Source organism: Piscinibacter gummiphilus (assembly GCF_002116905.1).
GTDB classification, from domain to species: domain Bacteria; phylum Pseudomonadota; class Gammaproteobacteria; order Burkholderiales; family Burkholderiaceae_C; genus Rhizobacter; species Rhizobacter gummiphilus.
This window is the reverse complement of the sequence record NZ_CP015118.1, coordinates 181,338-196,079: the sequence shown is the minus strand read 5'-3', so window position 1 is coordinate 196,079 and position 14,742 is coordinate 181,338. Positions and strand designations below refer to the sequence as shown.

The 14,742-nt window shown below is 71.4% G+C and carries 14 protein-coding genes; 11 read left to right on the top strand and 3 right to left on the bottom strand.

Annotated features, from left to right (window positions below; translation table 11 throughout):
- Nucleotides 1-3 precede the first annotated feature (3 nt).
- On the top strand, nucleotides 4-1,695 hold the full coding sequence (locus A4W93_RS00850) for an ABC transporter ATP-binding protein (protein ID WP_085748808.1): 1,692 nt from the start codon (nucleotides 4-6) through the stop codon (nucleotides 1,693-1,695).
- Here the strand turns inward: A4W93_RS00850 and A4W93_RS00845 are convergent, their stop codons facing one another.
- Entirely contained in the window at nucleotides 1,696-3,510 is a 1,815-nt protein-coding gene (locus A4W93_RS00845) for a sensor histidine kinase (protein ID WP_085748807.1), read from the bottom strand.
- A 140-nt stretch (nucleotides 3,511-3,650) separates the two neighbouring features.
- Here A4W93_RS00845 and A4W93_RS00840 point away from each other — a divergent pair, with 140 nt between their 5' ends.
- The 6 genes from A4W93_RS00840 (at nucleotide 3,651) to A4W93_RS00815 (ending at nucleotide 9,009) form a co-directional block, all read left to right on the top strand.
- On the top strand, nucleotides 3,651-4,256 hold the full coding sequence (locus A4W93_RS00840) for a TetR/AcrR family transcriptional regulator (protein WP_085748806.1): 606 nt from the start codon (nucleotides 3,651-3,653) through the stop codon (nucleotides 4,254-4,256).
- Nucleotides 4,257-4,441: 185 nt separating this feature from the next.
- Entirely contained in the window at nucleotides 4,442-5,365 is a 924-nt protein-coding gene (locus A4W93_RS00835) for an alpha/beta hydrolase (RefSeq protein ID WP_085748805.1), read from the top strand.
- A 135-nt stretch (nucleotides 5,366-5,500) separates the two neighbouring features.
- Nucleotides 5,501-5,749 carry a hypothetical protein gene (locus tag A4W93_RS00830; protein ID WP_085748804.1) on the top strand — a complete coding sequence of 83 codons (249 nt, stop codon included), beginning with the start codon at nucleotides 5,501-5,503 and terminating at the stop codon, nucleotides 5,747-5,749.
- Between the two features lie 48 nt (nucleotides 5,750-5,797).
- The gene (locus tag A4W93_RS00825) at nucleotides 5,798-5,989 is read left to right on the top strand and encodes a hypothetical protein (protein WP_085748803.1); all 192 of its coding nucleotides are present in this window, start codon (nucleotides 5,798-5,800) and stop codon (nucleotides 5,987-5,989) included.
- A gap of 222 nt (nucleotides 5,990-6,211) precedes the next feature.
- On the top strand, nucleotides 6,212-7,210 hold the full coding sequence (locus tag A4W93_RS00820) for a Bug family tripartite tricarboxylate transporter substrate binding protein (protein WP_085748802.1): 999 nt from the start codon (nucleotides 6,212-6,214) through the stop codon (nucleotides 7,208-7,210).
- A gap of 62 nt (nucleotides 7,211-7,272) precedes the next feature.
- Entirely contained in the window at nucleotides 7,273-9,009 is a 1,737-nt protein-coding gene (locus A4W93_RS00815; RefSeq protein ID WP_085748801.1) for a SulP family inorganic anion transporter, read from the top strand.
- Here the strand turns inward: A4W93_RS00815 and A4W93_RS00810 are convergent.
- Complete coding sequence (locus A4W93_RS00810; RefSeq protein ID WP_085748800.1) at nucleotides 8,966-9,244, bottom strand: DUF427 domain-containing protein; 279 nt, start codon at nucleotides 9,242-9,244, stop codon at nucleotides 8,966-8,968. The two genes, A4W93_RS00815 and A4W93_RS00810, sit on opposite strands and share 44 nt — an antisense overlap.
- A 60-nt stretch (nucleotides 9,245-9,304) precedes the next feature.
- On the opposite strand from A4W93_RS00810, the gene A4W93_RS00805 reads away from it, so the two are divergent.
- Entirely contained in the window at nucleotides 9,305-10,258 is a 954-nt protein-coding gene (locus A4W93_RS00805; RefSeq protein WP_237357656.1) for an extracellular catalytic domain type 1 short-chain-length polyhydroxyalkanoate depolymerase, read from the top strand.
- Here A4W93_RS00805 and A4W93_RS00800 read toward each other — a convergent pair.
- Nucleotides 10,255-11,232, bottom strand: a complete 978-nt coding sequence (locus tag A4W93_RS00800; protein WP_085748799.1) for a helix-turn-helix transcriptional regulator — start codon at nucleotides 11,230-11,232, stop codon at nucleotides 10,255-10,257. The two genes, A4W93_RS00805 and A4W93_RS00800, sit on opposite strands and share 4 nt — an antisense overlap.
- Nucleotides 11,233-11,342: 110 nt before the next feature.
- Between A4W93_RS00800 and A4W93_RS00795 the strand changes: the two genes are divergently transcribed.
- The 3 genes from A4W93_RS00795 (at nucleotide 11,343) to A4W93_RS00785 (ending at nucleotide 14,741) form a co-directional block, all read left to right on the top strand.
- Nucleotides 11,343-12,470: a hypothetical protein gene (locus A4W93_RS00795; protein ID WP_157131557.1), complete on the top strand. Its 1,128-nt coding sequence runs from the start codon at nucleotides 11,343-11,345 to the stop codon at nucleotides 12,468-12,470.
- Between the two features lie 136 nt (nucleotides 12,471-12,606).
- Complete coding sequence (locus A4W93_RS00790; protein ID WP_085748797.1) at nucleotides 12,607-13,311, top strand: TetR/AcrR family transcriptional regulator; 705 nt, start codon at nucleotides 12,607-12,609, stop codon at nucleotides 13,309-13,311.
- Nucleotides 13,308-14,741, top strand: coding sequence for an efflux transporter outer membrane subunit (locus A4W93_RS00785; RefSeq protein ID WP_085748796.1), 1,434 nt, complete (start codon nucleotides 13,308-13,310; stop codon nucleotides 14,739-14,741). Before A4W93_RS00790 ends, A4W93_RS00785 begins: the two co-directional genes overlap by 4 nt.
- The last annotated feature ends 1 nt before the right edge of the window (nucleotide 14,742 follow it).

The window sequence follows — 14,742 nt, the reverse complement described above, 5'->3', positions numbered from 1 at the left end:
CCCATGCTGCTGAGCATCCAGGACCTTCACGTGAGCTTCCGCACCGGCGCCGAGGACGGCGTGGTGCAGCGGGTCGAGGCGGTGGGCCGCGGCCCCGTGGGCGTGAGCTTCGACGTGCCCGAGAACACCACCGTGGCCCTCGTCGGCGAATCGGGCTCGGGCAAGAGTGTCACCGCGATGTCGATCCTCAACCTGCTGCCGGTCAACGCCGAGCGGTCCGGCCGCATCGATTTCGAGGGCCGCGACCTGCTGAAGGCCACGCTGCCCGAGCTGCAGACCCTGCGGGGGCGCGAGATCGCCTGCGTCTTCCAGGATCCGATGAGTTCGCTCAACCCGGTGTTCACCATCGGCCGCCAGCTCTGCGAACCGCTGCAGCGCCACCTGGGCCTCGGCCGGCGCGAGGCGCTCGAGCGCGCGGAGGCGCTGCTGGCCGAGGTGCAGTTGCCCGAGCCGAAGCGGCGGCTGTCGAGCTACCCGCACGAGCTGTCGGGCGGTCAGCAGCAGCGCGTGATGATCGCGATGGCGCTCGCCTGCGGCCCGAAGCTGCTGATCGCCGACGAACCCACCACGGCCCTCGACGTCACCATCCAGCGCCAGATCCTCGACCTGCTCGCGCGGCTCAAGGAGACGCACCGCATGAGCATGCTGTTCATCAGCCATGACCTGGGCGTCGTGGGCGAGATCGCGGACGAGGTGGTGGTGATGCGCCAGGGCACCGTGCGCGAACGCGGCCCGGTGGCCGGCATCTTCGCCGACCCGCAGGACACCTACACCCGCGCGCTGCTCGCCTGCCGCCCCGCGCTGCAGCAGCACCATGCGCGGCTGATGACCATCGACGAGACCCGCACTCAGGCCCCCGCCGCGCCGAAGCCGAAGGACCCGGACGCCCCCGTGGTGCTGCAGGTCGAGAAGCTCTCGAAGGGCTTCTGGGTGCGCCAGGGCGTGTTCGGCCGACGGGAGTTCAAGGCCGTGAAGGAAGCGAACTTCACTCTGCGCCGCGGCCACACGCTGGGGGTGGTGGGCGAGTCGGGCTCCGGCAAGACCACGATGGGCCTCACGCTGCTGCGGCTGCACGACCCCACCGGCGGGCCCGAGGCGGGCCGCGTGCTGTTCGACGGCCGCGACCTCCTCACGCTGTCGTCCCGCGAGATGCTGCCGGTGCGGCGCCGCATCCAGGTGGTGTTCCAGAACCCGTATGCATCGCTGAACCCGCGTTTCCCCATCGGCAAGACGCTCGTCGAGCCGATGGCCATCCACGGCATCGGCGGCGGCACGGCGGAGCGCGAGGCGCTCGCCCGCGGCCTGCTCGAACGCGTGGGGCTCGACGCGAGCGCGATGACCAAGTACCCGCACGAGTTCTCCGGCGGCCAGCGCCAGCGGGTCGCCATCGCCCGCTGCCTGACGCTCTCGCCCGAGGTGCTGGTGCTCGACGAGGCGGTGAGCGCGCTCGACGTGTCGGTGCAGGCCCAGGTGCTCAACCTGCTGAAGGACCTGCAGGACGAACTGGGTCTCGCCTACATCTTCATCAGCCACGACCTCGCGGTGGTGCGGTTCATGGCCGACGAGGTGATGGTGATGAAAAACGGCGAGGTGGTGGAGCAGGCCTCGGTGGACGAAGTGATGAACAAGCCGCGGCAGGAGTACACCCGCAAGCTGCTGGACGCCGTGCCGCGCGGGCACGTCGTGCCGGGCTGATCAGGCGGCCAGCACCCGGCCGCGCGGCAGCCGCACCACGAAGGTCGAGCCCACGCCGGCCCGGCTGCTGGCGGCCACGCTGCCGCCCATCAGCGTCACCAGCTGGCGCGTGATGACGAGGCCCAGCCCGCTGCCCACCACCTTCGAGTACTCGGCGCCCAGCCGGTTGAACGGCTGGAACAGCTGGCCCAGCTGCTCCTCGGTCATGCCGGCGCCGGTGTCGTGCACCGCGGCCACCACGTCGTCGCCGTCCGGGGCGAGCGTCAGGCGCACCTCGCCGTCGGGGCGGTTGTACTTGATCGCATTCGAGATCAGGTTGATGAACACCTGCTCCAAGCGGCGCGGGTCGGCCATCACGTGCAGCTCCGGGAACGGCCGCTGCGGGACGATGCGCACCTGCTGGGCCTGGGCCAGCGCGGAGAGCCGGTCACTGCAACGCTCGAGCACCGGGCCCACGGCGACGTCCTGCGCCGAGAACTTCACGCCGCCGGCGTCGATGCTGGTCACGTCCAGCATGTCGTTGATGAGGTCCAGCAGGTGCCGGCCGCTGTCGATCACGTGCTGGACGCGCTGGGCCTGGGCCGGCCGCAGCGCCTCGGCGTTGTCGAGCTGCATCAGCTGGGCGAAGCCGAGCACCGCGTTCAGCGGCGTGCGCAGTTCGTGGCTCACGCGCGACAGGAACTCGCCTTTCGCGCGGTTCGCGCGTTCGGCCGCCTCCTTGTCGAGGCGCAGGCGTTCGGCCTGCATGTCCTGGCTGACGTCGCGCAGGATGCCGATCATGCGGGGGTGGCGGCCGTGGGCGCGCACCCGGGCGCGCAACTCGACATGCCGGGGTTCGCCCTCGGCGGGCTCGACCCGGTAGCGCACCGCCACCGGCTCGGCGCGGTCGATGGCCTGGCGCAGGGCCACCTGCACGCGGTTGCGGTCGTCCGGGTGCAGCGTCTGGCCGGCGAGGCGGCCACCGTCGGCCTCGGTGTCCACCGCGGGCAGGTCGGTCATCGCGGCGGCCCGGGCGTCGAGGGCCACTCGATCGCGTTCGACGTCCCAGTCGAACACCCCGATGCCCGCGGCATCCGCCGCCAGCGCCCAGCGTTCGTTGCCTTCACGCAGCGCCCGTTCGGCGGCCAGCTGCTGGCTCAGCAGCCGGGCGATCATCACGAGGCCGGCGCATGCGAGCAGGATCGTCAGCAGCAGCGTGGTCCACACCACGAGCCGCTTGGACAGGCGGGACGCCTCGCCCAGCCGCTCGGAGAACTGGCGCTCGAGCTGGGTGAGCCGCACGTCGAGCGGGGGCAGCTGGATGGCGAGCGCTCGCAGCGCCGGGCTGTCCGCCTCCCCGCCCTCGACCAGTTCGCGGATGCGCTGGCCCAGCAGGCGAAGTTCGTCGATCGCCAGGTCGGCCTCCGCCCAGATCGCGATGGCGTCGGCCATGAAGCTGACCTCCTTGAAGCGGGTGAACAGCTTCATCATCGAATCGATGTCGTCGGGGTGGTTGCCGCCCTGCAGCAGGCCGGCGCGGGCGGCCTCCAGGTCGGGTTGCTCGCTGGAGAGCTGCTCCCGGGCGATCCGGTCGCCGAGGGGCACCGAGAGAGAGGCCTCGAAGCGCGCGTAGTCGGCCGGGTCGTGGAGCCGGGCGTAGCGGTCGAGGTGGTACAGCGCCTCCTTCTGGCCCTTGGACCAGAGGCTTTCGCCGGCGACGTACCCGCGCACGGCGGACAGGATGTCACTGCTGGCCAGGCCCAGCGCGGCCGTCAGGGCCACCACCAGCAGATACGAAACGACGGCGAGCCAGTGCCGCCGAGTGAGAGCGCTCATGCGGTCGCCCTGGTTGGTGCATGGAAACGGGATGCGGACTGCTTCGACTGCGAGCAGGGTGTACCACGGGAAGGCGACCCCTGTCGATGGCGCATTAAATCAGGGCTTGCATGTTCGCACACTCGTGCTAAATTAGGGGCATGGAAACCCGCACCGAACGCAGCGAAGCCACCTTGGCTGCCATCGTCGACACCGCCCTCGACATGGCGGTGGCCGATGGCCTGAACAGCCTGAGCCTCGGCGAGGTCGCCAAGCGCCTCGGCCTGTCCAAGAGCGGGGTCTTCTCCCGCATCGGCTCCCGCGAGGCGCTGCAGAAGGCGGTCATCGACGAATACGCCAAGCGCTTCCTGCAAGACGTGTTCGTGCCGGCCATGCGCGAGCCCCGGGGCCTGCCGCGCCTGAACACCATCATGCAGCTGTGGCTGCAGCGGGTCCGGGAAGTCGAGTCCCGCACCGGCTGCCTCTACAGTTCGGGCGCCTTCGAGTTCGATGACTGCGAGGGCCCGCTGCGCGACCTGCTGCTGGAACACGTGCTGCACTGGCGCTCGTCGCTGCGGCGCACGGTCGACCAGGCCCTCGAGGCCGGCCACCTGCGCCCCGACACCGACCCCGAACAGCTCGTCTTCGAACTTGACGGCCTGTTCGTCGCGCTGATGCGCGAGGCCCGTTTCCTGCGCGATCCCCGCGCCTGCGATCGTGCGTGGACCGCGTACGAACGCATCATCCGCGCCTTCACCACCCCCTGACAGACCCCTGCCATGGCACACCGCCCCGTCTGTCGCCCACGTTTCGCACGGTCGTGCGACGAAAGGTCATTCATGGTCACGCTGCTCTTCCTCCTGCTGATCCTGCTCGCCGCCCGGGGCATGTTCTGGTTCGTGCGCGTCTGGCGCGCCGTGCCCCGCCGGAACGCCGATTTCGAGGTGTTCCGTTGAGCCCCGCCGCCGACACCGCCGTGGCCGCCGCCAGCCCCATCGCCAGCTTCTACGGCGGCGGGCGGGTGGTGCGCGGACTCGCCCGGGTGCTGCAGGCCGTCCAGAAGTTCGCGCCGGGCTTCGGCACGCGCGCCGCGCTGGGCCTCTTTTTCACGCCCCTCCCATCCAAACGGTCTGCCCGGCGCCTCGCGGTGCCGGCCGGCTGGCGGGTGGAACGCTGGCCGTTCGAGACCGGTTCCATGGCCGTGTACCGCCGGGCCGACGCCGAACCCGGCCGCCCGACCGTGCTGCTGGTCCACGGGTGGGCCGGCCACGGCCTGCAGATGCAGGCGCTGGGTGACGCGGTGGCCGCCGCGGGCCTGAACCCGGTGCTGCTGGACCTGCCCGGCCATGGCCGCAGCGACGGGTGGCGGTCCACGCTGCCTCAGTTCGTCCGGGCGCTGTGGGCGGCATCGGCCCGCCTCGGGCCGCTGCACGCGGTGGTGGCGCACTCGATGGGCGCCCTGGCGGCGTCCCACGCGCTGGCCCACGGCCTGCCGGCGCAACGGCTCGCGCTGATCGCCACGTCGCCCCCGCCGAAGCTCGTGCTGAAGTGGTTCGCCCACGGCTTCGGCCTGGGCGCCGCGATGTCGATGCGCATGCGGCGGCTGATCGAGCAGCGCGAGGGCATCGACCTCGAGCACTTCGAGGCCGACGAACTGGCACCGCGCCTGCCCCGCGCCACCCTCGTGGTCCACGACGAGGACGACCGCGCCGCACCGGCCATGCTGGCCCGCCGGCTGGCCGACCAGGTGGCGGGCAGCCGATGGCTCGCGACCCGCGGCCTCGGGCACCGGCGCGTGCTGGCCGAGCCCCAAGTCCTCCGCGTGGTGGCCGAACACGTCACTCGGCCGATCGGCATTGACGATTCGGGGCAGTGATGTAACCGGCGACTTACCACTTCGCCACAAAACGGCGGCTTTTGCCGCAAGGCAGGGTCGAAGCGGGCAAAAATCACACTGGCACAAAAGCTGCGCTCGTTCGGGCAGCTTCAAAAAGACCAGGACGTCGTTGCCATGTCGTACTCCCCGCTCCGTTCCCGCCGCGCCCGCCGTCCCGGCCGCCGCTCGACCCCCAGCTGCCGCGGTGGGGTGTCCTCCCTGCTGCGCCTGGCCCAGCCCGTGGCCTCGCGCCCGTCGGCCCACGGCCTCGACGTGACCTCCTGGCTGGCCCGCGCCGCCGGGGTGCTGTCCCCGCTGCCGGCCCAGGTGCTCGACGTCCGCCCCAGCGAATTCGCCCCCAGCCAGTGGCTGGTCGGCCACTGAGTTTCCCTTCCGAGAAGACTTCCCGAACAAGAACCGAACGAGGTGGACATGGCCCTTCTGCAACCGCAAGCCCGTCCGCTGGCCCACCCGGCCAGCACCCGCCAACCGGTGATGCCCACCGGCGTGCGCCCGATGCCACCGGCCCCGGCCCGGGCGTTCCAGGTGCTGCAGACGCACCGCACGCCGACCCAGCTGTCCCTGTTCGCCCCGCCGGTCGCCCAGCGCAACGTGACCCGCTGAGCCCGGTTTTCCGCAAGTTTCCAGGCGCGTTTGACACGTCCGCAGGGGAGCGGGCAGCCCGGGGTGGATGAGAGCGAGTCCCCGGATCCACTGTCCCGCTTCCCTTCTTTTTTCGGCGCGCCGTTTCGCCACGCTTTTCTGTCTGTGCCCTCGGAATTTCCCGGGGAACCGCACACCAGGGTTTGGCCGCACACTGGTCGTCTCCCCGCTCCGAGACGATCCATGACCTCTCTGCATCGACGCCACCTCGTGCTCGCGGCCGGCGCCGGGCTGCTGCCCGCCACGCTGCCGGTGTTCTCCCAGGGCACCTGGCCCACGAAACCCGTCCGCATCGTGGTGCCGTTCGCCCCCGGCGGCACCACCGACATCCTCGCCCGTGCCATCGCCCCCGAACTGCAGCATGCGTTCGGCCAGCCCTTCGTCGTCGACAACAAGCCCGGCGCCGGTGGCAACGTGGGCACCGATGCCGTCGCCAAGTCGGCCCCCGACGGCCTCAACCTGCTGATGGGCACGGTGGGCACCCACGCCATCAACCAGGCGCTGTACCCGAAGCTGCCGTTCGACCCGATCAAGGACTTCGCCCCCATCACCCTCGTGGCCGGCGTGCCAAACGTGCTGGTGATGAACCCGGCCAAGGCCGAGGCCTACGGCATCCGCAACGTCGCCGACCTGATCAAGTACGCCAAGGCCAACCCGGGCAAGCTGAACATGGCCTCGAGCGGCAACGGCACGTCCATCCACCTGAGCGGCGAGCTGTTCAAGAGCATGACGGGCACCTTCATGCTGCACTTCCCCTACCGCGGCTCGGGCCCGGCGCTGCTGGACCTGATCGGCGGCACGATGGACCTGATGTTCGACAACCTGCCGTCGGCCATGCCCCACATCAAGGCCGGCAAGCTCAAGGCGCTGGCGGTCACCACCGCCCAGCGCAGCGCGGCCCTGCCCGACGTGCCCACGGTGGCCGAGGCCGGCCCGGTCAAGGGCTTCGACGCCAGCTCGTGGTTCGGCCTGCTGGCCCCGGCAGGCACGCCGGCGGACATCGTCAACCGCATCCAGCAGGAGTGCGCCAAGGCCCTGGCCACACCCGCCGTCAAGGAGCGCCTGCTGTCGCAGGGGGCCATCCCCGGGGGCAACACGCCGCAGGCGTTCGCCGCCTACATCGCCGCCGAGACAAAAAAATGGGCCACGGTCGTGAAGCAGTCCGGCGCCAAGGTCGACTGATCCGGCGGGGTTGTTCCGGCAGGCCGTAGGATAGGGACGTCCCCCTCCTCGTCCTGCCCCGAATGTTTCCCATCCGCCTGCGAGGCGCCCTCGCCCGCTACCGCGAGGCCGCCCTCGCCGACGACCTCGTCGCCGCGGTGATCGTCTCAATCCTGCTCGTGCCGCAGGGCGTGGCCTATGCCCTGCTGGCCGGGCTGCCGCCCGAGGCCGGGGTCTACGCGAGCCTGCTGCCCATGGTGGCCTACGCCGCGCTCGGGTCCAGCAACGTCAACTCGGTCGGTCCTGCGGCGGTGCTCGCGCTGATGACGGCCCAGGCCATCGCCCCCGCGGTCGCGCACGACGTGCCGGCCACCGACGCGGCGCTCGTGCTAGCCATCGAGTCGGGCGTGATGCTCGCGCTGGCCGCGGCACTGAAGTTCGACGCGCTGGCCTCGCTGCTGAGCGTGCCGGTGCTGCAGGGCTTTTCGGTCGGGGCCTCGCTGTCCATCCTGCTGTCGCAGCTGCCGGTGATGTTCGGCGCGCATGCCGCCGGCTTCAACGCCATCGAGGTGTTCGGGTCGTGGTGGCGGGGCGGCCATGCCATCCACCTGCCCACCACGCTGTTCGGCATCGGCGCGCTCGTGCTGCTCACGCTGTCCCGCAAGCATGCGCCCACGCAACTCGAACGGTGGATGTCGCGCCGTGCGGCCCAGCTCACGGCCCGCGCCGCACCGCTGGCCGTGATCATCGTGTCGACGGGGGTGGCCTGGGCGGTGTCGGCCGCCGATCACGGCGTGCGGCTCGTGGGCGCGCTGCCCCCGCTCCATCCGGTGCTGACCTGGCCCGACGTCGAGATGAGCGTGTGGCAGCAGATGCTGCCCGGCGCAGCGCTGATCTCGCTGGTCACCTTCGTCAGCAGCCTGGCCGTCGCCGAGAACCTGGGACTGCAGCGCGGCAAGCGGGTGAGCGCGCGGCGCGAGCTGATGGGCCTGGCCGGCGCCAACCTCGCCGCAGGCGTGGGCGGCGGCATGCCGGTGGGCGGCAGCTTCTCGCGCACCGCGGTGAACGCCGAGGCCGGCGCCCGCACGCGCTGGGCCGGGGTCTTCGCGGCCGTGTTCACCGGTTTCGGCATGCTGTTGTTCGCGGTGCCGCTCGCGATGCTGCCGAAGGCGGTGCTCGCGGCCACCATCGTGATGTCGGTGCTGGCCGCCGGGGAATGGAAAGGGTTCGGCGAGGCCTGGCGCTACTCGCACGGCGAAGCCGCGATGATGGGCGCCGTGGCCGCCATCACGGTGCTCAAGGACGCCCAGTGGGCGCTGGCCTTCGGCGTGGCGCTGTCGATCGCGATGCTGCTCAAGCGCACCGCCCGGCCCCATGCGGTGGTGGTGGCACGCATGCCCGGCACCGAGCACTACCGCAACGTGCGCCGCTACGCCACCGAGGGCACGGCCGGGCTGCTGGGCATCCGCATCGACGAAAGCCTGCTCTACGTCAACGCCCGCCAGCTGCCCGACGTGGTGGTGGGCCTGCTCGAGACCGCACCCGGCGACGTGGACCGCGTGCTGCTGCAGATGTCGCCGGTGAACCACATCGACTTCAGCGGGGTGGAGGCGCTGCGCTCGCTGCAGGACCTGCTGGCCCGCCGTGGCATCCAGCTGGACCTGTCGGAGGTCAAGGGACCGGTGCTCGACGGCCTGGTGGCGAGCGACTGGCTGCGCTGGTTCCGCGGCCGGCTGTTCCTCAGCCACCACCAGGGGGTGGCGGGCGAGGAACCGGTCACTCTACTTTCACACCCTTCCAGAACGCCACCCGGCCCTTGATCTCGGCGGCGGCCTCGGTGGGCTCGGGGTAGTACCAGACGGCGTCGGGGTTCATCTCGCCGTTGACGAACAGGCTGTAGTAGTGGGCCTGGCCCTTCCACGGGCAGCCGCTGCGGTGGTTGCTGAACGTCACGTAGTCGCGGTTCAGGCTGCCTTCGGGGAAGTAGTGGTTGCCTTCGACGACCACCGTGTCGTCGCTTTCGGCGATGGTGACGCCGTTCCAGGTTGCTTTCATCAGGGGATCCTTCCGTGTTCCGCCGCGAATGGTAACGGCCGGCCCGTTACCATGGGGTCGATGAAACCGTTCGCCCCGATGCTGTCCCGGTGGCTGCGCCGCGCCACCAACACCGTGCGGCGTGCGCTGCGCGGCACGCCCCCGCCCGCAGCGCCGCTGCCCCACTTCGAGTCCGGCACCTTCACCGGCCCCGCGGGCACGCGCGCCTACAAGCTCTTCGTGCCCGAGGGCTTCGCGGGCAAGCCGCTGCCGCTCGTGATGATGCTGCACGGCTGCACCCAGGACCCCGACGACTTCGCCCGCGGCACGCGCATGAACGACCTGGCCCGGCAGCACGGCTTCATCGCGCTGTACCCGGCCCAGCCGCCGCGCTCGAACGCCCACAAGTGCTGGAACTGGTTCTCGCCCGGCGACCAGCGCCGCGGCGACGGTGAACCCGCCGTGCTCGCCGGCATGGCCCGCGAGGTCGCGGCGGCCCGCGGCGCCGACCCGGACCGCGTGTTCGTCGCCGGCCTGTCGGCCGGCGGCGCGATGGCCGCGATCCTCGGGCGCGAGTACCCCGACGTGTTCGCCGCGTCGGCCGTGCACTCGGGCCTGCCGCAAGGCGCGGCGCGCGACGTGGCCTCGGCCTTCGCCGTGATGCACACCGGCCGGCTGCGGCCCACCGGCCCCACGCGCTCGGGCGGTCCCGGCATTCCCACCATCGTGTTCCATGGCGACGCCGACAAGACCGTGCACCCGGCCAACGGCCAGCACGTGGTGGACGACGTGGTGGCCGGCTCGCCCATCGACCCGGTGATCAGCCGCGGGGAGAACCAGGGCCGCCCCTTCGTGCACACGGTGTTCCCCGGCCGCGACGGCCGCCCCTTCGTCGAGCACTGGGAGGTGCATGGCGCCGGCCATGCGTGGTCGGGCGGCGACCCGGCCGGCTCGTACGCCGACCCGAAGGGACCGGACGCGAGCCGCGAGATCGTGCGCTTCTTCGCGCTGCAGCGGCGAAGGGCGCTCGCCTAGCTGTACTGGGCCAGCGCGGCACGCAGCCGCGCCTGGATCGCGTTGGACAGGGCCTTGTCGCCCGCCACCACCACCCGGTCGCCCCACCGCAGGATGTCCATCGCGAGTTCGGTGGGATCGCTGTACGGCACCTGCAGCTCGTAGCGTCCGTCGTCGAGCCAGCGCGGCTTCTGCTGCGGATGCCACTCCTCGCCCGCCACCCACTGGGCGGCGTCGGCCTGGAACACGAGCGTGGCCCACTTCACCTTCTTGTCGCCTGCCCCGTAGATGCCGTAGCCGGCGTCGAGCTCGGCCTCCAGTTCCTTCACGGCAACGTTGCGGGCGCGGGTGTCGAGCGCGCGGGCGTCCTGGATGGCGTCGAGCGCGAAGCGCCGCAGGCCGTCGCTGCGATGGCACCAGGCGTCGAGGTACCAGGTGTTGCGGTAGTTCACGAGGCGCTGCGGCGACACCTCGCGTTCGCTGGTGCTGCGGTCGCTGCGCTTGAAGTAGACGAGGTCCACCCGCTTGCGCTGCACCAGCGCGCTGCCCAGCAGTTCGAAGAAGCGGCTGGGCGAGCGCCGCCGCGCGGTGACGAGCACCTTCACGCGCCGCATCAGCTCCTTCGCCTCGCTTTCATCGGCCCCCAGCAGGCCCTGCAGCTTGTCCATCATGGGCTGCAGGTGGCGCGACAGGACGCCGTCGTCGTCCAGCCCGTTCATCAGCTGGTGCATGGTCAGCAGCGCGTGGATCTCCTTTTCGCTGAACCACAGCCCCGGCAGTTCGTGCCGTTCGCCGCCGGCCGACGCGTCGAAGCGGTAGCCGTTGTCGAAGCGGTCGTAGACGATGGGGGCGTTGAGGCGGTCGCGCAGGTACTGCAGGTCGCGCTTGAGGGTGGCGCGCGACACGGCGAGCTCCTCCAGCAGGGCCTCGAAGGGCACGCAGCCCCGGTTGCGCAGCAGCAGTTCGATCTTGTAGAAGCGTTCGGTGCGGTCCATGGCGGCGCAGCATACCGCAGAAAGATTTCACTGGCTCACGCCATGAGCCTCTTGCTCGAGACACTGGCTCCATCGCTGCAACGGTTGCAGTGAACGAACTGGAGCGCCAGATGACCCTCGAACTGCACCTCTCGCACGACCGCAACGCCGGCACCGTCACGACCCACGAGCACATCGGGTTCGAGCTCGGCTGGGACTATGCCCACTACAACGTGCACCTGCCGGCCCCGTACGCCCAGGAGCCCTCGCCGCTGCGCAACGGCCTGCTGGCCGGCGCCGCCACCTTCGGCATGCGCACGCTGCAGCCCACGCGGCACGTGCGCAAGTGGCTGCAGCTGCGCCTGCACGCCTGGCTGCGCGGCCGCAGCGTCGAGCTGGTGCAGGTCACGCCGCACTACCTGCAGCAGATCGACGTCACCCACTGCCCCATCACCCGCGTGGCGCTCAGCAGCGCCACGCTCGAATCCACCGACGCGTCCATCGACCGCGTGCGCAGCGACGCCGGCTACGCCGCTGGCAACCTCGCGGTGATGAGCGCGAAGGCCAACCACGCCAAGGGCGCGCACGGCTTCCGCGACGCGCTCGGCTTCGTGCGCCAGATCGAGGCGGAATCGCTCGGCGGCATCGCCGGCCTCACCGCCGCGCAATGGGCCCGCACCGCGGTGCTGTGCAGCTACGTCGAGCGCCTGTCGCACGCCGAGGCCTGCGCGCTGCCGATGCTCGTGCTGCCGCCGAACCGCCTGCGCCTCTTCAACCCGGTGCAGGCGCTGCAGGCCTTCGTCAGCCTGCAGCTCGCCACCGAGGGCTGGAGCCACCGCCTCTCGCGTTTCGAGGACCTGCTGCCCGGCAAGGACACCAAGCGCGCGTTCCAGATGTTCTTCCACGCGCTGCTGCCGCGCGTGCTGGAAGCCGGCCGCTCGGCCGAGCCGCACGAGGTGCGCTGGGCCATCGAGGACGCCTGGCGCAACCCGCTCGCGCTGCAGCGCTGGACGGCGTTCGCGAGCCAGCTCACCGAGGCGCAGTGCGAAGACCTCGTGGCCCGCGCCAGCCAGCGCAAGCTCGGCACCACGCGCCTGGACCGGGTCAACGACGACCAGGCCGTGGAAGGCTGGAACCTCGACTCGCGCGGCTACGTGCCCCACACGGTACTGATGCGCCGCCGCGTCTCGCGCGCCCGGCCCGTGGACGTGCGGCCGCCGGCGCGGGTGCCGCAGCAGGCGCACCTGCCGTTGCAGTAAACGCCGTCATCCCGGCGCAGGCCGGGACGCCGGGCGGTGAACGGAGGTCCAGGGCCCCGGCCTGCGCCGGGGTGACCCTGGCGCGGGCGCAGAATTCAATCACTTGTTTGAATTAACTGCTAGGATCCCGCCCGCCATGCGTGGAATTCCGACCCCCCTCCGTACCCGAGCCCCCCGAAGCGACGGCGAACAGTCCCGTGAACGCCTGCTGCAGGCGGCGCTGCGCCTGTTCGCCGAACACGGGTACGCCCGCACGTCCACCCGGGCGATCGCCGAGGCGGCCCAGACCAACGTCGCCGCCATCAGTTACTACTTCGGTGACAAGGCGGGGCTCTACCGCTGCGCCTATTTCGAGCCGTTCGGCTCACCCGAGGCCGACATCGCCCGGTATTCCGACCCGGCCATGTCCCTCCCCGAGGCGCTGCGCGGCCTGTACGCCACGTTCCTCGAACCGCTGGCCCAGGGCGAGGCGGTGCGGCTGTCGATGAAGCTGCGCTACCGCGAGATGCTCGAACACACGGGCTTGCTGTCCGACGAGATCCACGACAGCATCAAGCCCCAGTTCGCCGCGCTGCTCGACCTGATGTGCCGCCACGTCGGCGTGAAGAAGGCCGACGACGACATCCGCCGCCTCGCGCTGAGCGTGGCGGCCCTCGGCGTGAACCTGTTCGTCATGGAAGACGTGACCGACGAGATCGCGCCCACGCTGAAGTCCGCCCGCCGGGCCATGGACCTCTGGTCCGACCGGCTCGTTTTGTTCGGTGAAGCCATGGTGCACGCCGAAGTCCGCCGCCGCGCCGAGGACGCGGCACCCAGCCCTGTGAAAGCGAAGAAGAAGTGACAAGAAGATCCCTCCCTCCGCTGCTGTTGGCCGTGGCCACGCTCGCCGGTTGCGCCGGCGGCGCGCCGGTCGACGTGCGCGACGCCGCCACCGCGGCACCCGCGCAGTGGCACGCCCCGCTGCCCCACGACGGCCGCATCGAGGACCTGAACCGCTGGTGGCAGCAGTTCGACGACCCGCTGCTGTCCGACCTGCAGACCGCGGCGCAGGCCGTGAACCCGACCCTCGCGAGCGCCCGCAGCCGCATCGAGCAGTCCCGCGCCACGCGCGTGGCTGCCGGCGCGTCGCTGCTGCCCACGCTCGACGCCAACGCGAACGCCAGCCGCGGCCGGCAGCAGCCGGACCTGCCCGTCACCAACACCTATTCGGCGGCGCTGCAGGCCGGCTGGGAGATCGACCTGTTCGGCCGCAACCAGGCCGCGTGGGACGCCGCGCGCGCCCGCTACGCCGGCGCGCAGGCCGGCTGGCACGAGGCCCGGGTGGCCGTGGCCGCGGAGGTGGCCAGCACGTACCTGCAGCTGCGCTCGTGCGAGGCCCAGCTCGTGAAGGTGCAGGCCGACACCACGTCGCGCAACGAGACCTCGCGCCTCACCGACCTCGCCACGAAGGCCGGCTTCCAGGCCCCCGCCGCGGCGTCGCTCGCGCGTGCCACGGCCGCGCAGGGCAACGCGCTGGCCGTGCAGGTGAAGGCGCAGTGCGACTCCAACGTGAAGGCGCTCGTCGCGCTGACCGGGTTCGAGGAACCCGCGCTGCGTTCGCGCCTCGCCGACCGTGCGGGCTCGCTGCCCGTCCCCGCGCTGATCGGCGTGGGCACCGTGCCCGCCGACGTGCTGAACCAGCGGCCCGACATCTTCATCGCCGCGCGCGACGTCGAGGCGGCCGGTGCCGAGGTGTCGCAGGCGAAGGCCGCGCGGCTGCCGCGCGTGACCCTCGGGGGTTCGTACGGCCGCATGCGCATCGAGACGAGCAACTACGAACTCGAGGGCCCGTCCTGGTCCGTGGGCCCGCTGACCGTGTCGCTGCCGCTGTTCGACGGCGGCGCCCGCGCCGCGAACGTGGACGCCGCCCGCGCGCGCTACGACGAGTCCACGGTGGTGTATCGCGCCAAGGTGCGCGGGGCCGTGCGCGAGGTGGAGCAGGCGCTGCTCGACCTCGACAGCACCGAGGCCCGCCGCGACAGCGCCCGCGCGGCCGCCGACGGGTTCGACGCGTCGTACCGCGCCGTGGAGGCCAAGTACCGTGGCGGCCTCGGCAGCCTGTTCGAACTGGAGGACGCCCGCCGCAGCGCCCTCCAGGCCCAGATCAACCTCGTCGACCTGGAACGCGACCGGGTCGCCGCGTGGATCTCGCTGTACCGCGCGCTCGGCGGCGGCTGGACACCCGCCGCCCCCGCCCCGTCTTCCGACGCCCCGCAGCCGACGACTCCCTGAA